18 protein-coding genes and 2 pseudogenes are annotated in these 23,378 nt (G+C 57.5%); 10 read left to right on the top strand and 10 right to left on the bottom strand.

Annotation, left to right across the window (positions count from 1 at the left end; translation table 11 throughout):
* Together aauS and aauR are read left to right on the top strand one after the other, a co-directional pair.
* A pseudogene (gene aauS / locus ALO80_RS03570) lies at positions 1 to 850 on the top strand (two-component sensor histidine kinase AauS); the annotation flags it as partial.
* A 10-nt stretch (positions 851 to 860) separates the two neighbouring features.
* Positions 861 to 2,189, top strand: coding sequence for a two-component response regulator AauR (gene aauR / locus ALO80_RS03565; protein ID WP_055007964.1), 1,329 nt, complete (start codon positions 861 to 863; stop codon positions 2,187 to 2,189).
* A gap of 179 nt (positions 2,190 to 2,368) precedes the next feature.
* Here the strand turns inward: aauR and ALO80_RS03560 are convergent, their stop codons facing one another.
* The 3 genes from ALO80_RS03560 to metE form a co-directional block, all read right to left on the bottom strand.
* Positions 2,369 to 3,016: a DsbA family oxidoreductase gene (locus tag ALO80_RS03560; RefSeq protein WP_055007965.1), complete on the bottom strand. Its 648-nt coding sequence runs from the start codon at positions 3,014 to 3,016 to the stop codon at positions 2,369 to 2,371.
* Positions 3,017 to 3,085: 69 nt separating this feature from the next.
* Positions 3,086 to 4,078, bottom strand: coding sequence for an alpha/beta fold hydrolase (locus ALO80_RS03555; protein ID WP_082427520.1), 993 nt, complete (start codon positions 4,076 to 4,078; stop codon positions 3,086 to 3,088).
* Positions 4,079 to 4,259: 181 nt separating this feature from the next.
* A complete protein-coding gene (metE, locus tag ALO80_RS03550; RefSeq protein ID WP_055007963.1) occupies positions 4,260 to 6,560 on the bottom strand; it encodes a 5-methyltetrahydropteroyltriglutamate--homocysteine S-methyltransferase in 2,301 nt (766 codons plus the stop codon).
* Positions 6,561 to 6,666: 106 nt separating this feature from the next.
* Here metE and metR point away from each other — a divergent pair, with 106 nt between their 5' ends.
* Positions 6,667 to 7,584 (top strand): transcriptional regulator MetR, encoded by a 918-nt coding sequence (metR, locus tag ALO80_RS03545; protein ID WP_054988501.1) that lies wholly within the window; start codon positions 6,667 to 6,669, stop codon positions 7,582 to 7,584.
* 40 nt (positions 7,585 to 7,624) lie between these two features.
* Here the strand turns inward: metR and ALO80_RS03540 are convergent, their stop codons facing one another.
* The 3 genes from ALO80_RS03540 to ALO80_RS03530 form a co-directional block, all read right to left on the bottom strand.
* Positions 7,625 to 8,035, bottom strand: a complete 411-nt coding sequence (locus ALO80_RS03540; protein ID WP_055007962.1) for an NUDIX hydrolase — start codon at positions 8,033 to 8,035, stop codon at positions 7,625 to 7,627.
* Positions 8,032 to 9,123, bottom strand: a complete 1,092-nt coding sequence (gene ddlA, locus ALO80_RS03535) for a D-alanine--D-alanine ligase (protein WP_055007961.1) — start codon at positions 9,121 to 9,123, stop codon at positions 8,032 to 8,034. Before ddlA ends, ALO80_RS03540 begins: the two co-directional genes overlap by 4 nt.
* A 151-nt stretch (positions 9,124 to 9,274) precedes the next feature.
* Positions 9,275 to 9,556 carry a type B 50S ribosomal protein L31 gene (locus ALO80_RS03530; RefSeq protein WP_054988498.1) on the bottom strand — a complete coding sequence of 94 codons (282 nt, stop codon included), beginning with the start codon at positions 9,554 to 9,556 and terminating at the stop codon, positions 9,275 to 9,277.
* A 294-nt stretch (positions 9,557 to 9,850) separates the two neighbouring features.
* Here ALO80_RS03530 and ALO80_RS03525 point away from each other — a divergent pair, with 294 nt between their 5' ends.
* Positions 9,851 to 10,981 carry an OpgC domain-containing protein gene (locus tag ALO80_RS03525; protein ID WP_055007960.1) on the top strand — a complete coding sequence of 377 codons (1,131 nt, stop codon included), beginning with the start codon at positions 9,851 to 9,853 and terminating at the stop codon, positions 10,979 to 10,981.
* Positions 10,982 to 11,470: 489 nt separating this feature from the next.
* Here ALO80_RS03525 and ALO80_RS31690 read toward each other — a convergent pair whose 3' ends face one another.
* Positions 11,471 to 11,980: a hypothetical protein gene (locus ALO80_RS31690; protein ID WP_223813525.1), complete on the bottom strand. Its 510-nt coding sequence runs from the start codon at positions 11,978 to 11,980 to the stop codon at positions 11,471 to 11,473.
* Between the two features lie 203 nt (positions 11,981 to 12,183).
* Here ALO80_RS31690 and ALO80_RS31875 point away from each other — a divergent pair, with 203 nt between their 5' ends.
* Positions 12,184 to 12,897 (top strand): hypothetical protein, encoded by a 714-nt coding sequence (locus ALO80_RS31875; RefSeq protein WP_055007959.1) that lies wholly within the window; start codon positions 12,184 to 12,186, stop codon positions 12,895 to 12,897.
* Between the two features lie 178 nt (positions 12,898 to 13,075).
* Positions 13,076 to 13,768 (top strand): hypothetical protein, encoded by a 693-nt coding sequence (locus tag ALO80_RS03510; RefSeq protein WP_055007958.1) that lies wholly within the window; start codon positions 13,076 to 13,078, stop codon positions 13,766 to 13,768.
* 51 nt (positions 13,769 to 13,819) lie between these two features.
* On the opposite strand, the gene ALO80_RS03505 is transcribed toward ALO80_RS03510, so the two are convergent.
* A complete protein-coding gene (locus tag ALO80_RS03505) occupies positions 13,820 to 14,725 on the bottom strand; it encodes a hypothetical protein (RefSeq protein ID WP_055007957.1) in 906 nt (301 codons plus the stop codon).
* 360 nt (positions 14,726 to 15,085) lie between these two features.
* On the opposite strand from ALO80_RS03505, the gene ALO80_RS03500 reads away from it, so the two are divergent.
* The 3 genes from ALO80_RS03500 to ALO80_RS03490 all read left to right on the top strand — a co-directional run bounded on the left by ALO80_RS03500 (position 15,086) and on the right by ALO80_RS03490 (position 19,648).
* On the top strand, positions 15,086 to 18,205 hold the full coding sequence (locus ALO80_RS03500; protein ID WP_055007956.1) for a biosynthetic peptidoglycan transglycosylase: 3,120 nt from the start codon (positions 15,086 to 15,088) through the stop codon (positions 18,203 to 18,205).
* An 88-nt stretch (positions 18,206 to 18,293) separates the two neighbouring features.
* Complete coding sequence (locus ALO80_RS03495) at positions 18,294 to 18,884, top strand: PadR family transcriptional regulator (RefSeq protein ID WP_055007955.1); 591 nt, start codon at positions 18,294 to 18,296, stop codon at positions 18,882 to 18,884.
* Positions 18,881 to 19,648: a siderophore-interacting protein gene (locus ALO80_RS03490; protein WP_055007954.1), complete on the top strand. Its 768-nt coding sequence runs from the start codon at positions 18,881 to 18,883 to the stop codon at positions 19,646 to 19,648. Before ALO80_RS03495 ends, ALO80_RS03490 begins: the two co-directional genes overlap by 4 nt.
* A 15-nt stretch (positions 19,649 to 19,663) precedes the next feature.
* On the opposite strand, the gene ALO80_RS03485 is transcribed toward ALO80_RS03490, so the two are convergent.
* A complete protein-coding gene (locus ALO80_RS03485) occupies positions 19,664 to 20,323 on the bottom strand; it encodes a Pr6Pr family membrane protein (RefSeq protein WP_055007953.1) in 660 nt (219 codons plus the stop codon).
* A 70-nt stretch (positions 20,324 to 20,393) separates the two neighbouring features.
* Positions 20,394 to 20,621 (bottom strand): VF530 family protein, encoded by a 228-nt coding sequence (locus ALO80_RS03480; protein WP_054988489.1) that lies wholly within the window; start codon positions 20,619 to 20,621, stop codon positions 20,394 to 20,396.
* Positions 20,622 to 21,067: 446 nt separating this feature from the next.
* On the opposite strand from ALO80_RS03480, the pseudogene ALO80_RS03475 reads away from it, so the two are divergent.
* Positions 21,068 to 23,378 (top strand): annotated as a pseudogene (locus tag ALO80_RS03475) (glucose/quinate/shikimate family membrane-bound PQQ-dependent dehydrogenase); the annotation flags it as partial.

The raw sequence follows: 23,378 nt of genomic DNA, 5'->3' as shown, positions 1-23,378 counted from the left end.
GGCGGCGAACAATGAGCTGGAACGCAAGATCGCCGAACGTACCGAACACCTTCGCGCCAGCAACGAACGCCTCAAGGCGCAGATCCGCGAACGAAGACAGGCCGAAGACACTTTGCGCCGAGCCCAGGACGAACTGGTACAGGCTGGAAAGCTGGCTGCCATCGGTCAGATGTCGACCAGCATCGCTCATGAACTGAACCAGCCTCTGGCAGCATTGCGCACCTTGTCCGGCAATACCGTGCGATTTCTGGAGCGAGGTGCGCTGGACACTGCCAGCGCAAACCTGCGCACCATCAATGATCTGGTCGACCGTATGGGGCGGATCACTGCCAGCCTGCGTGCATTCGCCCGGCGCGGCGACGATCAGGGCCTGGCGCAACTGAGCAAGGCCGTCGACGCGGCGGTACAGTTGCTGAGCGTGCGTCTGGAGCAATCCGGTCTGACGCTGCATCGCCATTTCGTCGACGCCACCCTGACCATCGACCAGACCCGGCTGGAGCAGATCCTGGTCAATCTTATCGGCAATGCGCTGGACGCCATGTTCGACCAGCCGCAGCCCGAGTTGTGGCTCGCCGGGTCGATCGAAGACGGCCGTTATCGCCTGCGGGTGCGAGATAACGGACACGGCGTCGGCGCCGAAGCGCGCAAGCACCTGTTCGAACCTTTCTTCACTACGAAACCAGGCGAGCAAGGCCTGGGGCTGGGCTTGACACTGTCGGCGAGCCTTGCCGCCGCAGCCGGGGGCAATCTGAGCGCCGAGCATCCGGGTGACGGCGGCACAGTGTTTGTCCTGAGCCTGCCGTTTGTCCCCGATTCCCCGACTGCACCTGGCCCGGGTGGACTGACATGAGACGACACCCATGAGCATAAACAGCGACCTGACCGTCCTGATCGTCGAAGACGACCCGCATGTATTGCTCGGCTGCCAGCAAGCCCTCGCGCTGGAAGACATTGCCAGCGAAGGCGTAGCCAGCGCCGAAGATGCTCTGAAGCGCATCGGTGACAATTTTGCCGGTATCGTCATCAGTGACATCCGTTTGCCGGGTATCGACGGCCTTGAGTTGCTGAGCCGTCTCAAGGCGCGTGACAGCAGCCTGCCGGTCGTGCTGATCACCGGTCATGGCGACATCACCATGGCCGTCAATGCAATGCGCGATGGTGCTTACGATTTCATGGAGAAACCCTTTTCTCCTGAGCGCCTGGTCGACGTAACCCGACGCGCGCTCGAGCAGCGCGGGCTGGCCAGAGAAGTCTGGGCGTTGCGCAAGCAGCTGGCCGAACGCGATTCGCTGGAAGGCCGGATAATCGGCCGTTCTCCCGCAATGCAAAACCTGCGTGCATTGATTGCCAATGTCGCCGACACCTCCGCCAATGTGCTTATCGAAGGCGAGACCGGTACTGGCAAGGAGCTCGTTGCGCGCTGCCTGCATGATTTCAGTCGGCGCAAGGACAGCCAGTTCGTGGCCCTCAACTGCGGCGGGCTGGCAGAAAGCCTGTTCGAGTCGGAGATCTTCGGGCACGAAGCCAATGCCTTTACCGGCGCAGGCAAGCGGCGCATCGGCAAAATAGAACACGCCCACAATGGCACGCTGTTTCTCGATGAAGTGGAAAGCATGCCGGTCAATCTGCAGATCAAGTTGTTGCGCGTCCTTCAGGAGCGAACCCTTGAACGGCTTGGCTCCAATCAGACCGTTGCCGTGGATTGCCGAGTCATTGCGGCGACCAAGTCCGACCTTAATGCCCTGAGCAAGACCAATCAGTTTCGCAGCGACCTGTACTACCGCCTGAACGTCGTCACGCTGGAACTGCCGCCCTTGCGTGAGCGCCGTGAAGACATTCTGCAATTGTTCGAACACTTCCTGCAGTTGTCGTCGCTGCGCTTTGACCGCGAGCCGCCATTGCTGGATCGGCAAACCAGTTCGAACCTGATGAGCCACGACTGGCCTGGCAATGTACGGGAACTGCGCAACGTCGCCGAGCGCTTTGCCCTGGGTCTGCCAGCGTTCAAGCAGACAGGCACGGTCAGTGAAAATCAAAGCTTGGGGTTTGCCGAAGCGGTTGAAGCCTTCGAACGATCATTGCTCAGCGAAGCCTTGCAACGCAGCGGCGGCAACCTCAGCCAGGCCAGTCAGGAACTGGGCATGGCCAAGACCACGTTGTTTGACAAGGTCAAGAAATACGGGCTTTGAGCACTGCGTCCGCTCTTGAGTGTGCGATGTAGCGCGGATCTGTGACACAGAGCGTCACCCACTGCATTCCCACGCGAGCGTGCGGAACGATAGGCGTCCACACGGCACCTATCGTACCCATGCTCCGCGTGGGCATGCCTTTGCGGGCGGTCTGCGTCCGATCCTGCACAGGCAGTACGTTACTGCGATTCACCGACAATCTGGCGGATCGCGCTGACGAATACCTCGACCGGCTGACCGCCCGACACGGCGTACTGGTCGTTGAAGACCATGGTCGGCACCGAAGTAATACCGCGGGATGTCCAGAGCTGTTCGGCTTCGCGGACCTCGACAGTGTACTCGCCGCTGTCCAGGATGGCCTGAGCCCGCAAACGGTCCAGGCCGACCTTCTGCGCTACGTCTGCCAGGGTCTGGTGACTGGACGGGTCTTTAAGGTCGCTGAAATAGGCGTCGAACAGTGCCTGCTTCAAGGCGTGCTGCCTGCCTTGCTGCTCGGCCCAGTGCAACAGGCGGTGAGCATCGAACGTGTTGTAGATACGTCGCTCGCCCTTGGCAAATGTGAAGCCCAGCTCAGCACCGCGCTCACGAATCGTCTCGTGAATGGCTTCGATCTGTTCTGGCGTAGAGCCATATTTTTCGGCGATGTGCTCTTTGATGTCCTGCCCTTCGGCAGGCATGTTCGGGTTCAACTCGAAAGGCTGGAAGTGGATGTGCGCTTGCACTTCATCACCCAGCGCCTCCAGCGCCTGATCCAGCGCACGCAGGCCGATAACGCACCAGGGGCAGGAAACATCGGAGATGAAGTCGATCTTCAGTGCAGTTGTCATGCCGGCCCTCGCTCGATAAACAAAGGCCATACGATACACCTCTGTCAGTGCCTTACAACCGGCCCGGCGTCACAACTGAGCCAGGCTTCTGCCATCTTCGTGCTGAGCTTTCAGGTAAGGCAGCACCGCCCCGAGCAACGGTGCCTTGAAGGCCTCCTGAAAACGGTGCGCCAGCCCCGGAATCAGGCGCAGCTGGCTGCCCTGGATATGCGCGGCCACATGCACACCGTGCATGACCGGCAGCAACGGATCAGCCGTGCCGTGCACCACCAGCACCGGCAGACGCAAGCGGTTGAGCAACTCCACACGGCTTGGCTCGGCCAGAATAGCCATGATCTGACGCTTGACACCCTCGGGATTGAAGGCCCGGTCATAGGACACAGCAGCCTGGTGCAGCAGTTGCCTGCGATCATCCTTGACCTGCGGGCTGCCAAGCGCCGCAAGCAGGTCAGCCTGCTGCTCGATCGCCATTTCCCGGTTTGGTGCACCGCGGCGCGCCAACAGTTGCATCAGTGCCGCGCTGGGCATAGGCAAGCCCTGGGCTCCGGAGCTGGTCATGATCAGCGTCAGGCTTTCGACCCGCGAGGGCGCCAGATCAGCCAGATGCTGGGCAATCATGCCGCCCATGCTTGCCCCCAGCACGTGAAACTGACGGACCTGCAACGCATCCATCAAGCCCAAGGCATCATCAGCCATATCGGTCAGCGAATAAGGTGCCGAGACCGGCAGGCCAAGCTTGTAGCGCAGCACTTCAAACGTCAGATTGGCCTCGGCGGGTTGTTGCACCCACGACGACAGGCCCACATCGCGATTGTCATAGCGAATCACCCGGTAGCCCTGCTGACACAGCGCGACCACCACTTCATCCGGCCAATGAATCAACTGCCCACCCAGCCCCATCACCAACAACAAGGCGGGGTCGGACTCGCTGCCAATACTTTGATAGGCAATCCGCACCTCCTTGAGGTCAGCCATCTGTACAGGAACATCGACATCACAACGATCGGCCGCAAAAGACGGCAAGCCGCACAGAAGCGCGGCCAGAAAAATTAAAACCCGCATGAAAAACACCAAAAAACAGATCCCCAGTAGGCCGCGAGTCTGATGATGTTTCGCCAGGCGCGCTGCCACACTTGCGTGACAATTTGATGAATGGCGCTGAGTGGTAGGGAATCAGCTGCACGCCACCAGCCTCAATCGACCAGTTGGCGTGCCCGCTTGCAGCCTTGGGCCTGAATCAGCCCTAAAGCCTCAGTTGTCTTGCGGCTGCGACCATGTTGACCAATGCGGCTTCGGTTTCCGCCCAGCCTCGGGTCTTGAGGCCGCAGTCCGGGTTGACCCACAGTCGCTCGGCAGGAATGCGTCGGGCAGCCTTGGCGATCAGGCCGACTATTTCGGCTGTTTCCGGAACACGTGGCGAATGGATATCGTAAACGCCAGGGCCGATGTCGTTCGGATAGTCGAACGCTTCAAACGCATCCAGCAGCTCCATGTCCGACCGTGAGGTTTCAATGGTGATCACGTCGGCGTCCATAGCGGCAATGGACTTGATCACGTCATTGAACTCGCTGTAGCACATGTGCGTGTGGATCTGGGTCTCGTCCCGAACACCGCAGGCACAGAGGCGAAACGCAGCGACCGCCCAATCCAGATACGCCTGCCAATGCGCCTTGCGCAGCGGCAACCCTTCGCGAAAGGCTGCCTCGTCGATCTGTACGATCTTTATCCCCGCTCGCTCAAGATCCAGCACCTCGTCACGAATCGCCAGAGCCAGTTGTTGCGCCTGCACTTCGCGCGAGACGTCTTCGCGCGGGAAGGACCACATCAGCATCGTTACCGGGCCAGTCAGCATGCCCTTCAGCGTCTTGTCAGTGAGGCTCTGCGCATAACGGATCCAGTCGACAGTCATCGGCCCGGGACGGCTGAGGTCGCCAAAGATAACCGCCGGTTTTACACAACGCGAACCATAGCTCTGCACCCAGCCAAAACGGGTAAACAGGTAGCCGTCCAGTTGCTCGGCAAAGTATTCGACCATGTCATTGCGCTCGGCTTCGCCGTGTACCAGCACATCCAGGCCGAGATTCTCCTGAATCTGTACCGCATGACGGATTTCGTGGCGCATGGCGTCGGTGTAGTCATTGAGCGACAGTTTGCCTTGCTTATAAGCCTGTCGCGCCAGACGAATCGCCGACGTTTGAGGGAAAGAGCCGATAGTGGTGGTCGGAAACGCCGGGAGTTGCAGGCGTTCACGCTGCACATTGATGCGCTCGGGGAACGCAGATCGACGCTGATGATCGGCGGCGGTCACAGACGCCAGACGCGCTTGCACCTGGGGGTTGTGAATGCGCGATGAGCGCGCACGGTTTGCCTGGATCTCGCTGCTCTTTGCCAGCGCTTCAACCACTTGGGCAGCCTGAGGGTCGTTCAGCGCCTGGCTGAGAATGGCGATTTCTTCGCTTTTCTGCACCGCGAATGCCAGCCAGCCTTTCAGTTCCGGGTCCAGCCGGTCTTCACGGCTCAGGTCGACGGGGCTGTGCAACAGCGAGCAGGACGCGGCGACCCAGAGGTTATTGCCGAAGCGTACATGAGCCTGCTGCAAGGCTGTCCGCGCAGCCTCCAGATCACAGCGCCAGACATTACGACCATTGACCACGCCAAGCGACAACACCTTGTAGGACGGCAGGCGATCGAGCACAGTTGGCAGTTGCTCCGGCGCACGTACCAGATCGATATGCAGGCCGTCCACCGGTAGCGTGGCAGCCAGACCCAGGTTATCTTCAAGACCGCCGAAGTAGGTGGCGATCAGCTTTTTCAGCGGCGAATACTGCAGGCTGTGATAGGCGCGTTCGAATGCGGTTTTCCACTCCAGCGGCAGGTCCAGCGTCAGGATCGGCTCGTCGATCTGTACCCACTCCACACCTTGTGCCGCCAGACGCCCGAGAATCTCGCCATACACGGGCAACAACCGGTCCAGCAGTTCAAGCCTGTCGAAACTGTCGCCTTTGGCCTTGCCCAGCCACAGGTAAGTCAATGGCCCTATGAGTACCGGCTTGACCTGATGGCCCAGCGCATGCGCTTCATCGACCTCTTCGAACAGTTGCTCCCAACTCAGTTGGAAACGCTGGTCCCGACTGAACTCCGGGACCAGATAGTGGTAGTTGGTGTCGAACCACTTGGTCAATTCCTGAGCATGCTGCGTCTTGCCATGAGACGCGCCGCAGCAGTTGCTTGCACCGCGTGCCATCGCAAACAGGGTGTCCAGCGTGGGCAATCCCGCGGCGTTACTCAGGTGGGAAAAGCGTTCGGGAATGACCCCGAGCATCAGCGACTGCGTCAGCACCTGGTCGTACCAGGCAAAGTCGCCAACCGGCAGTAGCTCGATACCGGCGTCTTTTTGTACCTGCCAGTGGGTTGCGCGTAGCTGACGTCCAACGGTGCGCAAGCCAGCCTGATCAAGATCGCCCTTCCAGCAGGCTTCCAGGGCTTTTTTCAATTCACGATCTGCGCCGATGCGCGGAAATCCAAGGTTGTGGGCCAGAGCCATAATGCGTCCTCCATAAAAGATGGCGCTATTGTCGACAGGCGGCACAACATGAGACAAACTCATTGTTTTCGTGATGGCCACAAATTTTATTCATGGAGCGTTGACGGTGCTTGAAATACGCCACCTCAAAACCCTGCACGCCCTGCGCGAGGCCGACAGCCTTGTGGAAGCTGCCGAGCGCCTGCACCTGACGCAGTCGGCACTGTCCCACCAGTTCAAGGAGCTGGAAGAGCGCATGGGCATGCCGCTGTTTGTGCGCAAGACCAAGCCGGTACGGTTTACCAGCGCCGGTTTGCGCCTGTTGCAACTGGCCGACTCCATGTTGCCGCAACTGCGCAGTGCCGAGCGCGACATCGCCCGTCTGGCGGGCGGCACGGCGGGCCGGCTGCACATGGCAATTGAGTGCCACAGCTGCTTTCAATGGCTGATGCCGACCATTGACCAGTTCCGTGACGCCTGGCCCGAGGTCGAGCTGGACCTGTCTTCCGGCTTCTCGTTCGCGCCACTGCCTGCCTTGGCACGCGGTGATCTGGATCTGGTGGTGACTTCCGACCCGCTGGAATTGCCCGGCATCACTTACGTGCCGCTGTTCACCTATGAAGCGATGCTGGCGGTAGCCAATCAGCATGCCCTGGCGAGCAAACCGTACATCGTCCCGGAAGACTTGCTGACTGAAACGCTGATCACTTACCCGGTAGAGCGCGACCGGCTGGACATCTTCACGCGTTTTCTGGAGCCAGCCGACATCGAGCCGGCCCAGGTAAGGACATCAGAGTTGACGGTGATGATGATGCAACTGGTCGCCAGCGGCCGTGGAGTCTGCGGCATGCCGCACTGGGCACTGCATGAGTACAGCTCACGCGGTTACGTGAAGGCCAAGCGACTGGGCGAGAAAGGCCTGTTCGCGACGCTATACGCCGGCATTCGCGCCGACATGCTCGACGCACCCTACATGCGTGATTTTCTGCTGACCGCCAAGGACACCTCGTTTTCGACGCTGGACGGCGTGAGCGTGGTTCGCTGACTGCATCGTCCTGCATCGCAATGCAGGACGAATGCGCCGTTCAGCTCAATGCCGCCTGCCGCTTCAGATACAGCGGCAGGATCAGATCGCGGGTCAACGGCGCCAGTTGCAAATCCGCATGACTGTCCGCGTCAACCCACAGCACTTCTTCGATCTCGGCGGCAGGCACTGCGCGAGCGTCGGTCCTGACCTCATACAACTGGCAATTGACCTCGAAACCGGGCTCGTTGGCGGCGGGGGCCGTGAACTCACCGAGAAATACCGCCTGCACCGGATCGACGATCAACCCGAGTTCCTCTTCAAGTTCCCTGGCCAGCGCCTGCGGCGCCGGTTCACCGGGCTCGATCTTGCCGCCCGGCTGCATGAAGGCCTGAGTACCGCGCTTGCGCACCAGCAAGGTCCGGCCGTCTGCGCCGATCAGCAGCGCCGCCGCGATGCGGATGATCTTCATGCGAAGATTTCCGTTTTCAACAGCCGAGCCTGATCAGCCCGCTCCAGCGCCAGAACGATCAGGCGATGGATCAGTTCGGCATACGACAGACCGCTGGCCTGCCAGAGCTTGGGGTACATGCTGATGGAGGTGAAACCTGGCAGCGTGTTGACTTCGTTGATGATGATGTCGCGCCCTTCGGTGACGAAGAAATCGACCCGCGAAAGCCCCGCGCAGCCCAGCACCTTGTAAGCCTGCAACGCGACGTCACGCACCTGATCGCTCAAATCGTCCGGCAACTCGGCGGGGATGGCAATGCGCGCCTGATCACCGTTCAGGTATTTGGTGTCGTAAGCATAGAATTCGTCATTGGCAATGACTTCGCCACAGACACTGACCTGAGCATCGAGATTGCCCAGCACGGCGCACTCCACTTCCCGGCCGACAATGCCCTGCTCTATCAGCAGCTTGTGATCGAACTCGAAGCCCAGCGCCAGCGCCGCAGCGAAACCCGTCTCGTCGCAGACCTTGCTGACGCCCACTGACGAACCCTGGTTGGCAGGCTTGACGAACATCGGCAAACCTAACTGCCCGCTCGCCTCGGCGAACGAAAGGGTGTCCCCACGTGTGAGCACCATGAACGGCGCGACAGCAATTCCCGCATCACGCAGCAGGCGCTTGGTCACGTCCTTATCCATGCAGGCCGCAGAGGCAAGCACATCAGCGCCCACAAAAGGAACCGCAAGCATGCGCAACAGCCCTTGCAGCGCGCCGTCTTCGCCAAAAGCACCGTGGATCAGCGGAAAAACCACATCGATAGCTGCCAGCGGCTTGCCCGACTCGACCTCGACGAACTGGCCGCCGATGCTGCCGGGCAGCAAGGACAATGGCTTGCCTGACTCGCTCAGTTTGATCCGTGCAGGGTCGGTGGCATTGAGCAGGTAATCGGCTTCGTCGAAGCGCAGCCAGCGGCCCTGCTTGTCGACGCCGATCAAGGTCAGCGCATAGCGTTCACGATCAATCGCATTGATCACGTTGCGTGCCGATTGCAACGAAACCTCATGCTCGCTGGATTGCCCACCGAAAACGATGGCGACTGACTTTTTCAAAGCGGCTACTCCTGTTTTTCAGGCCGCGAAGATAAAAGCAATGTTGGCTGTTAGTCCAGTAGATGATTGGCCGCACACCTGAAATTCAGACAAAAAAATCCCGGTCGTGGGCAATCCATACGAAATGCCCACGACCGGGAGGTCAGATGGCTCATTGAGCCGCTGCGGTTTCTTTCTTGCCGCCAGAGCCGAAGGTGGCGAAACGCTTGTTGAAACCCGCGATCCGGCCTTCGTTGGTGGTCTTGCGCTGCTGCCCGGTGTACATCGGGTGCGAGGCGCTGGAGACGTCGAGTGCGACATAAGGATAAGTGTTGCCGTCGCTGTGCTGTTGCGTGCGGTCCGTGTCCACAGTGGAGCCGATGAGGAAGTAGACATCGGCAGCGGTGTCGTGAAACAGCACAGTGCGGTAGGCAGGATGGATATCAGGCTTCATGGGTATCTCTCCGTTGAGTTGACTGCAATCGTTATACAGTAACATAAAAGAAGATGAGAATGATTGCTGTTGATTGCCACCATTGCCACGCTTGATCGAACCTGCGCCAGGGGCTGCTGTCGGCCTGATGCCGCGCAAAGGGCCGTGCCAGAGACATTCTGTAATAGCGCGCCTTTGCAATTCCCCTCGATTAGCGGCACCCTGCCGCGCCGCCGAACGTCACTGGTCGCTGGCCTGGAACCTAAGCCCGTGTGGCCAATCTTTATTCATCAGCACTTTCAAGAGTCCACCGTTATGAATAACGGACGCGATCATCGAATCGACTTCTTTCGCGGCCTGGCGCTGGTCTTCATATTCTGGGACCACGTGCCGGACAATCCTCTCGCGCAACTGACCCTACGCAACTTCGGCTTCAGTGACGCGGCGGAAATCTTTGTCTTCCTCGCGGGCTACGCATCGATACTGGCCTACGGACGTATCGCCCGACGCGACGGCATGATGGTGGCTGGCGTGCGGATCCTGCGCCGGACCTGGGTGCTGTATGTGGTGCACATCTTTCTGCTGACTTTGCTGATGGGCATCGTTTTCGTCGCCAACAACCACGTCGAAACCCGCGATATGGTTCAGCAGATGGGCCTTGAATACTTCGTCGGCAACCCGCAACAGGCATTGGCCGATGAACTGCTGCTGCGCTTCAAACCGAACCTGACCGACCCGTTGCCGCTGTATATCGTGCTGTTGCTGACCCTGCCCCTGACCTTGCCGTTGATGCTGCGCAAGCTGGAAGTGGCGGTCGGTCTGTCGATTGCCCTGTACCTGATGGTGCCGTTGTTCGGCTGGAACCTGCGCGCCTACGAAGGCGGCGGCGTGTGGTACTTCAATCCTGTGGCCTGGCAGTTGCTGTTCATCCTCGGCGGTGCCTGTGCATTGCGCAGCGAATCGGCCACACCAGCCGAACGTCCTCCGTTACGCCAACAACCGCTGTTCCTGATGGCCGCCGTCTACGTGCTGATCGCGGGTATGCTGACCTTCAGCGAGAAATGGCCCGACCTGCACACCGCGCTCGTCTCCACCCTGCACCTCGAAACCCTGTACCCCATCAGCAAGACCGACCTGGCACCCGTGCGCCTGCTGCACTTCCTCGCCTTGGTCTACGTCGTCGCCCGACTGCTGCCAACCTCAAGCACCTGGCTGGAAAACTGGCCCGCCCGCCAGACCTGCCGCATGGGCCGTTATTCGCTGGAAGTCTTCTGCCTGGGCGTACTGCTCGCGCCACTGGCTGACATGGCAAATGCGCTGGACGGCGATACCCGGCCAATGCAGGTCACTACCGCGATTGTCGGGCTGGGCTTGATGATGTTGATGGCCAATGGGCTGGAGTTGAATAAACGACTGGGAAGATATAAGGCCGCCGTAGCCGTGTAGAGAAAGGAAAGTTTCAAATGCAAAGACTGGCAAAACGCATTTACCAGTCTTCTTTACCTGTTTACTTACGGAGTACTCTTGATCAGCCTCTGATGACAGACATGTCCGACTTGCCCTTTATCAGGATGAGGTGTGTCAGCGCCTGTCTCTCCAGCATAAAAATTGTGCACCCTCCAATCGCCTTCAAAATATTGAGTACGCCCAATAGGTGTCCCTCTATCTTTCTCGGTAAAAACATCTGCGTCGTTTCCGCCGACACAGCGACCAATATCTACTACCGTGCGGACTTTACCGGATGCGTCAGTTTTTACAAAACCACCCAAGTGGGATTTATCAGATTTTGGCAGATCGATTGAGTATGAAGCGATGCCCCCCTTCCAGAGGCTTTCCAGTCGAGTCCGTCATATCGACCTCCAGAATAACATTGCTTATACCCTGAGCAGACAATGGCCCCAAGGTGGACGCATCAGGAGGTATTCTTGACATACCCTATGGCTGATCTCGCAGGCGAGCATAAGTGACTTTTGGAAATGAACCCAGTATCAGACCATAGGTAAAGCCTTGTACAAAAGGCCTGGACTCGTTATGAGACACCCGAACAATTACATCCTGCCCAAGCGTCAAAGAAGAAAGCACAATTTTCTGACCACTGGCGAGCATATTCCATTTAGCGCCATCATGAATTTCCAACTGAGCAGATCCGGATAGATGCCCTTGAATCAACACCTTTTGCCCACGCAACGCTGTGAAGCCGTAGTAGTGGCTGTCCGCTGCGCTTACCAATGAATCCTTGATAAGATTAAATTTGTCAGGCAGCTCAGTAAATTTAGGTTCTACAGCCTCCCCCGCTTTAACCTCGCCAAACCCCTCTAAAACTTCCGCCTCACTTGCCTGCCCATTTAAAATATCCCGCCCCACTTCGTGTGCTATTGCTTGCGGGTGTAAAGCGCATGCCCACAACGAGAATGCCAAAATCTTTACTGCCTTGAGATTGTTCATGTGACGTTCCTACTATTAATAAAACAACTAAAACAGGACGCAGTAGAAATCCGATCACAAGGTCAATAGCAAAACGAAAAATAAAGAAATTTCCTACAAAACAATTGCCACCCCAGCAGCTTGGGAATATTCCTACACTCTTCTCAGCGCAAGTTTTCCCTGTCCGCGCCGTTAGCAATTGACTACAAAAAATCAGGTGCACAATGAATATCGGCCCTAATTACATCTCTGCACAAGAATGGCAAACCCTGTTTGATAAAAAAAACGAGGTGACCTTGATCCCTTTGAACAAGCTCCCTATAGAGCCAGAACAAAAAAAACAGCGCGACCCTAACGCTGAATTCTATACCACCGAGGAAACACCCTGGTTTGCAGGCTACAAAAAGTCGGAGGCAGGACGCGCTATTTTAGAGAAAATGTCCGAGAAGGACGCAGAAGATATCCGAGGCGAGTATCTGGGAAACTACATTAAAGCCTTTGACAAAACCATATGTCGTATGTACGACAATTTCCACGATTTCAAACAGCAGCTTTTTTACCTTAATACGGATCTGTCAAAAAAGCATTTCGGCTTCACGCTGGGCTTCAATCAAGACATTCAGGTGACCGACCCGGACGAGGTACTCACCCCGGCAGAGTTCACGTACCTGACCGAGAAGCTGAACGAACGCCAACAACTGAAAGAGGATCTGCGTGCGCACGCAAAAATTGTGATGACGCTACTCGACCATTACACGGAAAAATTCGGTAACCAGCACACCCTCAATCTGGAGAGTTACAGCAAGGTCATCGACTACGGACAGATCTTCAGCCGCAACCATATTGGCAATTTCATGGACACGATTATCTACCAGATCGAGCGCAATGCGCCGAAACGTGAGGAAAAACCAAAACCTTTGGTTGATGTGCACGTTTGATGAATGCAAATACAGGCCGTTGATATTTCGCTCGGAATAACCAATGGCATGCCATTGGTTTGTGACGCAGCTCACACAAAGCCTGTAACTAGGAATTTTCCCACAGCTTTATCAGCCCAAGTATCTCGTTCATTTACCGATAACAAGAAAGATACGCCCATTCAACAAGGAGCAATAAATGAGAATTAACTCAATCATTTCCGACTTCATACTTCCTCAGTCGCGTCCTGAGAACTCCTTGCAACCGGAACAACCACTACTTACGCCCTCAATTAAATCAGTCCCGACAACAAAGGAGGAGCTTGCACAAGCTTTCTATACGCGGGAGGAAGAGCCATGGTTGAAATCATTCTATACATTCACAGACTATACAGCCCCCGTAGCAAAGACCGAAATGCGCCAAATGACAAAAGAGCGTTATCTAGAATATCTTAATGCTGATGCAATACTTATGTCGAGAATCCAGTCAAGCTGCTATCAAAAATTCAGAGCAGAGCTTGTTGACGTGCGGCCCGATCTAGCGGAAAAAAACTTTAGTTATACAATAGGGGATGATGCCGAGCTTAAAATAATTGATCTGGACGATAAGTTAGGCACGAATGAAATCAAGTACTTATCAGATGCCATCAACCAAAAAAACCAATTCAAGGATGCTGCGGTCAGGCATGCCAAAATCCTCATGACGCTGGCTGATCATGATACAGAGACGTTCAAAGGAACCTACAAACTTGATCTGCTGAATTTTCAGAACATTATTGATCTTGGAAAAATAGCACTTAGCAAAAAAGACGACCCTAGTGAAATCTGGATAAATCAGATTAAAGAAAAAGCAGAAAAAAATTCGGCACACTTGATCGACACGAGAGCCTGACGGTCTGGAAACGCTCTGCACCGCCTACGCGTAGACAGAGCGTTTTTTAAATCAGTTTTTTGACCAGTTGATCAGCCAACGATTGCAAATCAGCCCCAAGTCGTAGACGTGAGGTTTATCCGCCAATTGTTCAGCGAGAACATTCTTGGCCCAATACTGTTTTGGCTCGTAGCGAGTACTCCAGGTTTCTCGCCCATTTTCACTCAGGTGAGTGAAATTATCAGCGAGCGATCCACCCACGCAGGGTTTAAAGGTTACCCGATGCATGATTTTCCCCGAACTGTCCGAGGCGTATTTTCGGTTAGCCTCGTGATGTTTGATATTGAGTTCGAAATCAAACACACCGCCCTCCAGCGGAAAAGCCTTGCTGTCTGTAAACGTAACCTCCAGCATCGCCTCTGTGAGGGCTTGAGTCGCCAGAAAAGCGGGTTTGGTGAAACCATATGGAATCAACCTGAAGCCTTCCTCGTGATGCAAGTCATAGCGCATATGAGGAAACGAGCCAAACACCACGCTGTAATCAGCAGTCTCAAACCTGGCACCGTCAGTCGCAATAATACGTATATTGACTTGTGAACCAGGATTGAGCCATTCGATTCTCTCCGCGAATGAGTGACGCTTGGGCTGCCACACCCCGCCATCCACCTGATACTCCAACCTCCATTTCTGGTCGTAATCCGAATCCGGCGTTGTCATCAGCACATTCTGGCCGCGCACAGCGGTGAAATTGTACTGATGAACTGCCGAGGTATTCTCCAAGGTATTGGATATCTGATGAATCTTGTCCGACAACACGACAGGAGTCGAACGACTTTGGTTCTGTACAGCCTGTTCCAGCGTCGTTGGTTGATGACCGGCAACAGGAGCTACTTCTAGTTGTGCCAAGGCGTGATAAGACATCGCCAATAGCAGTCCAGACACAAACGCACGACCTGCCTTGCTTTTCTTGTTTTTCATCTTGTTAATCTCGAGAGTAGTGATTAATTACACATGGCATCATTGCCACTGACAAAATCGGACGTAATCACCTGTTGAATTCAAGTTCAAGCGGCTGAAACAATTATCGGAAACGTCCTACAAACAACCAATAATATTTTATAAGTTCAATAACTGTTTTTTAGAAACTGCTTCTGGGACGCTTATCTACGACTGACTTTTTCAGTCAACAGCAAAACTTAGACGAAAAAAGCACACACGCCATGCCCGTCCAGGCACCGCCCCAGCCAATCCTGAAAACCACCAGACAAATCCCCCACATCGCCACCCAGCGTCTAAGCTTGGTTCAGGTGCGTTGCCAGGATGACCGGACTATCAACTATGGGCGTATTTCGGCATTCCGATAGCAAGCAAGAAGCGCTGTCCGCTGACCGCCAGGATGACCCACGCGCGCCAACGCGTCCGCGTCGCAAGCGATACGGATGGCGGGTGTTTTGGGTGATTGTGGTGCTGGCCGGCGTTGCGCTGGGTGTTGCAATAACTGTGGAGAGCCGCAGTTCCAGGCTGCAGGCGCGGGAGTTCAGCCGCTTTGCCGCGAGCCTGAGTTATTCGATGCAGCCTGGACCGAGTCATGATGTGGTGTATCCCGGTGATGGGCCGTTCGACAAGCGCCTGGGTTATTCATCGCTGGATGAGTTTCTGCCGCGCCTGCTTAAACGCGATTATGTGATTACCCGCCAGACCCGGTTCTCTCCGGAGCTGCTGCGTTACGTCCGGCATGGGTTCTTCGTGCCTTACGAGGAAAAAACCCAGGCTGGCCTGTCGATCACCGATTGCCGAAACGAGCCGCTGTACGAGTTCAGATACCCACAGCAGTTTTACCCGACCTTTGTCGCCATTCCGCCACTTCTGGTGAACAGCCTGCTGTTTATCGAAAACCGCGATCTGCTCGATCCGCAGCAACCTTTGGCCAACCCGGCAGTGGACTGGCCACGCTTCGTGAAGGCCGCGTGGTCACAAGTGGCGAAGATGTTCGCCCTGCCCGGCCAGTCGGCCGGCGGCAGCACATTGGCCACTCAGTTGGAAAAATATCGTCATTCCCCCGATGGACTGACGCTGTCGGGTTCCGAGAAGTTGCGGCAGATGATTTCCGCCAGCGTTCGTGCCTATCAGCCGGGCACCGAGACACTCGCCGTGCGCAAGCGAGTGGTGCGCGATTACTTGAACAGTGTGCCGCTGTCTGCGGTGCCGGGGCATGGCGAAGTGCATGGTATAGCCGAAGGGCTACGGGTGTGGTTCGGCGCAGACTTTGCCAAAACCAACGAGATACTGGCTGCAAGCCCCGATGGCGAAAAGGGCCTGGCCGACAAGGCGCTGGCGTTGCGCGAGGTGCTGTCACTGGTGATTGCCCAGCGTCGTCCGTCGCATTACCTGGCCAAGGGCCGTGCTGAACTCGCCGAACTGACCGACAGCCACATCCGCCTGCTGGCTCAGGCCGATGTTATCGATCAGCCATTGGCAAAGGCAGCGCTGGCCGCAAAGGTCACTTATCGAGACTGGGCACAGCAGCCGACCATTCAACCCATCGAAACCAACAAGGGCATCAGTGTCGCGCGCACCCGCCTGTCGAATCTGCTCAATCGCCCTCTTTATGACCTGGACCGTCTGGACCTGTCTGCCACCAGCACCTTGCACGGCGAATTGCAGCGCAGCGTCAGCCAGTACCTGCGTGATCTGGCCAACCCTGAGTTCGCTGCAAAGGTCGGTTTGATGGGGGAACGGCTGCTGACCCCCGCCAGTACCACCCAGGTACGCTACAGCTTCACGTTATTCGAACGCGGCGTGGATGGTTCGCGCGTCAGAGTACAGACCGACAGCACTGATCAGCCTTTCGACATCAACGAGGGCAGCAAGCTGGAACTGGGCTCAACGGCAAAGATGCGCGTGCTGACCACTTACCTGGAAATCATCGGCGAATTGCATGGCCGCTATGCGGGCTTGAGCCCTGTACAGTTGCGCAAAGTCCCTGTCGAAGAACCTGACCGGCTGACCCGCTGGGCGTTGGACTATCTGCTGATGAACAAGGACCGTGACCTCGCGAAGATGCTCTCTGCGGCCCTCGACCGGACTTATTCGGCCAGCCCGGCGGAAGCCTTTTTCACCGGCGGCGGCATGCACCGTTTCAACAATTTCCGGCGCGAGGACAACGAGCGGATTCCAACCCTGCGCGAATCGCTGCGTGAGTCCATCAACCTGCCGTTCATTCGCCTGATGCGCGATGTGGTGCGCTACAGCACTTATCAGGCACCCAATAACAGCGCCGAGCTGCTCAAGGATGACGACAACCCGCGTCGTCAGGAATACCTGGCTCAGTTCGCCGACCGAGAGGGCACGGTGTTCCTGTTGCGCTTCTGGAAACGCTACAAGGAAAAGACTACACAGGAGCGACTCGACACCTTTCTGGACGGTATCCATCCGACAGCCATTCGTTTGGCTGCCGTACATCGCTACTTGCTGCCGGGGGCTGATCAGGCCACGTTCAATACATTCATTCGCGCCCATCTGGAAGAGCCCAAGGCAACCTCGAAGCTGACCGACAAGCGTCTTGCCGATCTGTACAAGGGCTATGGGCCGGGCACCTATGACTTGCCCGATCAAGGCTATATCGCACGCGTCCATCCGCTGGAGCTATGGCTGGTGGGCTATCTGCTCAAACACCCGGAAGCACAATTCAAGGACGCCGTGGCCGCCAGCCGTTTCGAGCGTCAGGAAGTCTACGGCTGGCTGTTCAAGAGTCGTCACAAAGGCGCTCGCGACAGCCGCGTACGGACCATGATGGAAGTCGAGGCGTTTCTGGACATCGAGCAGCGCTGGCAGCGTGTGGGGTATCCATTCGACCATCTGGTGCCCTCGCTGGCGACGGCTATAGGCAGCTCGGGCGACCGGCCGGCGGCGCTCGCCGAGCTGATCGGCATTATCCAGAACGATGGTATCCGTCTGCCTGCGGTGCGGATCGACAGCCTGCATTTTGCCGCCGACACACCTTACGACACCGAACTGACCATCAACCCCGAACTTGGCCAGCGTGTGCTGCCATCGGAAGTTGCTGCGGCAATGCGCGAGGCCTTGTCGCAAGTAGTGGACGGCGGCACCGCCAAACGCGTGCAAGGCACCTTCAAGATGCAGGACGGCAGCGTGCTGGCAATGGGCGGCAAGACCGGCACTGGCGATAACAGGATCGAAAGTGTTGGTGCAGGTGGACGTATTCTCAGTTCCAGAGCAATCAACCGCACAGCGACGTTTGTGTTCTATATCGGCGACAACCACTTTGGCGCCTTGACCGCGTTCGTACCGGGACGCGCCGCCGAAGGCTTTCGCTTCACGTCGGCGCTGCCTGTGCAGGTACTCAAAGGCATGGCACCGATTCTCACGCCCTATCTGGAAAACCACGGACAGGCGATGTGCAATGCCCCGCTGCCCTCCCCGCCAAAAGGTGCATGATCAGTAACGACCGCTCGTCCGCCGACTCTGTGCACACACTTAGATATATCTTAAGGTATATCTAACGTGTAACCAGAGATCAAAAAACATGCGTGAAGATAAACACCCTCCCCACCATCGTCCGCCACATCTTCGTGAATCAGGTGAAGACCGCGACGGTTTTGAAAAACGCCCGGGCCGCGAACGCGGCGGACGCGGCCCTCGGGTCTTCGCCCCTGGCGATCTGAAACTGCTGCTGCTGGCGCTGATCGCCGAACAGCCTGCTCACGGCTATGACCTCATCCGCAAAATCGAAGGCCTTTTCGATGGCGCGTACTGCCCCAGCCCTGGCGTCATCTACCCGACTCTCACGTTTCTCGAAGAAAGTGAAATGGTGCTCGGCGATGCACAGGCCGGCAAGAAGCTTTATACCGTCACCGATGCCGGTCTCAAGTCGCTGCAGGATCAGGCCGTGGCGCTGGAAGGCGTACGGATGCGCATCGACGTCAGCAAGCGCTCACTGCGCGGCCATGATCGTCCACCGGAAATCCACGAAGCGGTGCATAACCTGAGGCATGCGCTGCAAATGCACCATGGCCGCTGGAGCCCGGAAGAGATTACCCGGGTCAGCGAACTGCTCAACACCACCGCCAAGGCCGTCGTCGATGGGCCTCAATCCAGGTCGGAGGAGTCGGTATGAATTCGCCACAGTCAATCCACCGCGTCATGCATGAAATCAAGCGCCGCAAGTTGCAGGTGCTGCGCGTCACAGAGCTGACGCCTCTGATGCGCCGCATTACCTTGCATGGCCCCGAACTGACGGGCTTCATCAGCCTGGGCACGGATGACCACGTCAAACTGTTTTTTCCGCAAACCCCGGAAGAGCACGCTGCTCTGGCAGACCTGAGCGCCACCAGCGACAAGGACGCACCACGCCCGCCGATGCGCGATTACACGCCGCGTCGCTACGACGAGAACACCGGTGAGCTGGACATCGACTTCGTACTGCATGGCGAAGGTCCTGCCGCCACGTGGGCGGCTCAGGCTGAACCAGGCCAATTCCTGCACATCGCCGGGCCGCGGGGTTCGATGGTCGTGCCGGACATGTTCGACAGCTACCTGTTGATCGGCGATGAAACGGCGATTCCAGCCATCGCTCGACGCCTGGAATCGCTACCCGCCAGCCGTGCTGCGCTGGTCGTGGTCGAAGTGATCAACCCGCGGGAACAGCAGGTTTTCGACAGCGCAGCGCAGGTCGATGTGATCTGGATCGTGCGCGGCGAACAAAGCCTGGTGGACGTGGTTCGCCGCCTGGAAATGCCCGAAGGCAGGCTTTATGCGTGGGTCGCGACCGAGTCCGGTCTGTCGCGCAAGCTGCGTCGCGTGCTGTTGGACGAATTCGGCCTGCAAGAGGATTTCGTCAAGGCCGCAGGCTACTGGAAACTGGGCGACGGCGAAGAATAAGCACCAACGGGCGACTCACTGAGTGCGACGAGCCGCCCATCTGTCGATTCCGACCATCAGCAACGCAATCACTACAAACCCGAGCAGCACGCCCAGTGCGTTGCCGAATGCCTTCATAAACCCGAGGGTACCGACGTCGATGAACGGGTACATATAATCGCCGATCATATTGCCGCGTAGCAGGATGTAGCCGAAGTAGACCAGCGGATAGATCATCCACAGTGCGATGTGGCTCAGGCGCAGGCTGCCTTTAGGCACGTACAGCCACCAATACAGCATGAACGCCAGCGGCATTACGTCGTGCAGCAACTCGTCGGCAACCCACTGCCAGCCCTGCGGATGCCACAAGTGGCGTAACAGCAGGTTGTAGGCGATACCGACCAGCGCAATGCTCACGGCAATGCCCGCACACACTGCCGGATGACGGAAAAAACGATGGCCTGCCGATTGACGACGGGTCAGCACGCAGCTCAGGGCAACTGCCACCAGGGTGTTGGTGAGCACGGTGAAGAAGCTGAAAAACCGCACCAGACCACCCAACAGGCTGGCATGGTCGGCATAACGGCCCATAAAAATCAGATAAAGCTGAATCACCAGCCCTGCCCAGCCCAGGCAGGCGGCGACAAGGGCATAGTAGCGCTGTCCTTGCGCACGTTGCGGGTGTTGGCTGTGCATCAATCGTTATCCTTGAGTTCCGGCGTCCATGCCGGTGCTGTGTAGCGCGGCTGAAGGTATTGAAGAAGCGTTACCAGCCTTTGCCGCGATGCAGCTTCACATACAGCGCCTCGACCTTTTCCCGCGCCCAGGGTGTCTTGCGCAGGAAGGTCAGACTGGACTTGATGCTCGGATCGCTTTTGAAGCAGCGAATGTCGATACGCTCGGCCAGGCCGGACCACTCGTAGTGTTCGACCAGAGCCCTGAGAATCTGCTCCAGCGTGACGCCGTGCAGCGGATCGGAAGTGGGTGTTGTCATGATGAGCCTTGAAGCTGATGAAGAGGGATACGAACCTGAACAGATCCCCGGAGCACGCAGGTCTTTGGAAAAAGTCTGCCATTGTAAGCCCCGCGCTTTCATAAAAAACAGCCGCCGTTAAGCACTGTTGCCTGCCCTGCAATGATCCATGTCAGGTTTATCGCTTTTAGAAAAATCGTTAGCGTCCTATCATTGCGCCTTTAAGGAATGAAGCGTTTCCCTTCTGTAGATGTTCCTTCAGACAAAAGCCTATGCACGAATCCGGGCGGCAATGGTCTACGACTCAATGGCCACGCCGGGCCGAGCGTGCAACCGCGCTCTGCTTGACGGCTGAATCCGGTCGTCGGCGATTCGTCTCAATAAGCAGCTTCAAGAAATGATGCCAAGGCAGGCGATGCATACGAAAACAAGATGTCTACTACCTACTTCTCGCGGAGATTCGCATTATGAGCACTGACCGTGCTTCGAATAGAAATCGCCTGTTACCGACACTGCTCGGACTGGTGATCCTGTTGATGGGGCTGGCCTTGCTGGTCGGTGGCGCCCGACTGCTGCAACTGGACGGCTCGTTGTATTACCTGCTGGCAGGCATCGGCTTTGCCGTCACCGGCGTGTTGCTGATAACGGGTCGTGCGGCGGCCTTGGGCCTTTATGCACTGCTGCTGTTCGCGAGCACGGTCTGGTCGTTGTGGGAAGTCGGCCTCGACTGGTGGCAACTGGTGCCACGCCTTGCGCTCTGGTTTGCACTGGGCATCGTGTTGCTGCTGCCGTGGTTCCGCAAGCCACTGCTGCGCAATGGGCCGGCGCGTATGGGTACGGGCGCATTGAGCGTCGCTGTCGTGCTGGCCGGTCTGACCGCGCTGGCGAGCCAGTTCACCCATCCGGGTCGTATCGAAGGCCAACTGGACCGCGAGACGGCTGGCACGACCAACACTGCCCCGGCCATGCCTGACGGCGACTGGCAGTCCTACGGCCGTACCGCATTCGGTGACCGCTACTCGCCACTGGCGCAGATTACCCCGGAAAACGTTAACAAGCTGGAACCTGCCTGGACCTTCCGCACCGGAGATATTCCTGGGCCGAACGACCCGGGTGAAACCACTGCCGAGAACACCCCGCTCAAGGTCAACGGCATGCTTTATGTGTGCACACCACACAGCCAGGTGATCGCGCTTGACCCGGATTCCGGCAAGGAAATCTGGCGCTTCGATCCGAAGCTCAGCACCCAGAATGCGAAAAACTTCAAAGGCTGGGCGCACATGACCTGCCGTGGTGTCACTTACCATGACGACGCAGCCTACGCAGCCAGCTCCCCGGCGCAAAGTCCGACGGTCCCGGCTGCCGATGGTACAGCCACCGCCAGCGCTGCCTGCCCGCGCAGAATTTTTCTGCCGACAGCCGACACCCGTCTGATCGCGCTGAACGCTGATACCGGCAAGATGTGTGAAGACTTCGGCAACAAGGGTTCGGTTGATCTGACGGCCAACATGGGCACGTTCGCACCGGGCGGCTACTACTCCACGTCGCCACCGGCAGTGACCAGGGATCTGGTGATCATCGGCGGCCACGTCACCGATAACGTCTCGATGGACGAGCCGTCGGGCGTGATCCGCGCCTATGACGTGCACACCGGCCGTCTGGTCTGGAACTGGGACAGCGGTAATCCGGAAGAAACAGCGCCGATTGCCGAAGGCAAGATCTACACCCGCAACTCACCGAACATGTGGTCCATGTTCAGCGTTGATGAAAAGCTCGGCCTGATCTACCTGCCGATGGGCAACCAGACGCCTGATCAATGGGGCGGCGACCGTACGCCAGAGTCCGAGAAGTACAGCGCGGGCCTGGTTGCACTGGACATCGCGACCGGCCGCGTGCGCTGGGACTTCCAGTTCACTCACCATGATCTGTGGGACATGGACGTCGGTGGTCAGCCAACGCTGCTGGACATGAAAACCGCTGACGGCGTCAAACCCGCCGTGTTGGCGTCGACCAAGCAGGGCAGCATTTACGTGCTGGACCGCAGCACCGGCCAGCCTATCGTGCCGATCAATGAAGTGCCGGTCCCGCAAGGCGCTGTTGCGGGCGATCACACCTCGCCAACCCAGCCCAAGTCCGACCTGAACTTCATGCCGCCTCCGCTTAAAGAGCGCGACAAGAGCGCGACATGTGGGGCGTGACGCCGTTTGACCAGATGATGTGCCGGATCGACTTCAAGTCGCTGCGCTACGACGGCCCATTTACCCCGCCTTCGCTGCAGGGTTCGATTGTTTATCCAGGTAACTTCGGCGTGTTCGACTGGGGTGGCATTTCTGTCGACCCGGTTCGTCAGATCGCCTTCGTCAACCCGAGCTACATGGCTTTCCGTTCGAAGCTGGTGCCGTCTGCCGAAGTTGAAGGCGGGCCGGGTCGCAAGAGCGAAACAGAAGGCGTGCAACCGAACAAGGGCGCACCTTATGGCGTGATTCTGGAGGCACTGCTGTCGCCAATGGGCCTGCCATGCCAGGCACCCGCGTGGGGCTACGTGGCGGCGGTCGACCTGACCACCCACAAAACCATCTGGATGCACAAGAACGGCACCGTGCGTGACAGCTCGCCGATTCCGATCCCGCTGACCATGGGCGTTCCAAGCCTGGGCGGTCCGATTACGACGGCCAGCGGCCTGGCCTTCCTGAGCGGCACGCTTGACCAGTACCTGCGTGCCTACGACGTGCGCAACGGCAAACAGCTGTGGGAAGGTCGCCTGCCGGCAGGCGCACA

Source organism: Pseudomonas caricapapayae (genome assembly GCF_001400735.1).
Classification (GTDB): domain Bacteria; phylum Pseudomonadota; class Gammaproteobacteria; order Pseudomonadales; family Pseudomonadaceae; genus Aquipseudomonas; species Aquipseudomonas caricapapayae.
Note: the sequence above shows the minus strand (reverse complement) of the source record. Positions and strands in the feature narration are given on the sequence as shown.

Bases quoted from the DNA above. Each gene is read 5' to 3' on its own strand.
- aauR (WP_055007964.1), top strand. From the start codon at position 861: ATGAGCATAAACAGCGACCTGACCGTCCTGATCGTCGAAGACGACCCG.
- ALO80_RS03560 (WP_055007965.1), bottom strand. From the start codon at position 3,016: ATGACAACTGCACTGAAGATCGACTTCATCTCCGATGTTTCCTGCCCC.
- ALO80_RS03555 (WP_082427520.1), bottom strand. From the start codon at position 4,078: ATGCGGGTTTTAATTTTTCTGGCCGCGCTTCTGTGCGGCTTGCCGTCT.
- metE (WP_055007963.1), bottom strand. From the start codon at position 6,560: ATGGCTCTGGCCCACAACCTTGGATTTCCGCGCATCGGCGCAGATCGT.
- ALO80_RS03540 (WP_055007962.1), bottom strand. From the start codon at position 8,035: ATGAAGATCATCCGCATCGCGGCGGCGCTGCTGATCGGCGCAGACGGC.
- ALO80_RS03530 (WP_054988498.1), bottom strand. From the start codon at position 9,556: ATGAAGCCTGATATCCATCCTGCCTACCGCACTGTGCTGTTTCACGAC.
- ALO80_RS03525 (WP_055007960.1), top strand. From the start codon at position 9,851: ATGAATAACGGACGCGATCATCGAATCGACTTCTTTCGCGGCCTGGCG.
- ALO80_RS31690 (WP_223813525.1), bottom strand. From the start codon at position 11,980: ATGAACAATCTCAAGGCAGTAAAGATTTTGGCATTCTCGTTGTGGGCA.
- ALO80_RS31875 (WP_055007959.1), top strand. From the start codon at position 12,184: ATGAATATCGGCCCTAATTACATCTCTGCACAAGAATGGCAAACCCTG.
- ALO80_RS03510 (WP_055007958.1), top strand. From the start codon at position 13,076: ATGAGAATTAACTCAATCATTTCCGACTTCATACTTCCTCAGTCGCGT.
- ALO80_RS03505 (WP_055007957.1), bottom strand. From the start codon at position 14,725: ATGAAAAACAAGAAAAGCAAGGCAGGTCGTGCGTTTGTGTCTGGACTG.
- ALO80_RS03500 (WP_055007956.1), top strand. From the start codon at position 15,086: ATGGGCGTATTTCGGCATTCCGATAGCAAGCAAGAAGCGCTGTCCGCT.
- ALO80_RS03495 (WP_055007955.1), top strand. From the start codon at position 18,294: ATGCGTGAAGATAAACACCCTCCCCACCATCGTCCGCCACATCTTCGT.
- ALO80_RS03490 (WP_055007954.1), top strand. From the start codon at position 18,881: ATGAATTCGCCACAGTCAATCCACCGCGTCATGCATGAAATCAAGCGC.
- ALO80_RS03485 (WP_055007953.1), bottom strand. From the start codon at position 20,323: ATGCACAGCCAACACCCGCAACGTGCGCAAGGACAGCGCTACTATGCC.
- ALO80_RS03480 (WP_054988489.1), bottom strand. From the start codon at position 20,621: ATGACAACACCCACTTCCGATCCGCTGCACGGCGTCACGCTGGAGCAG.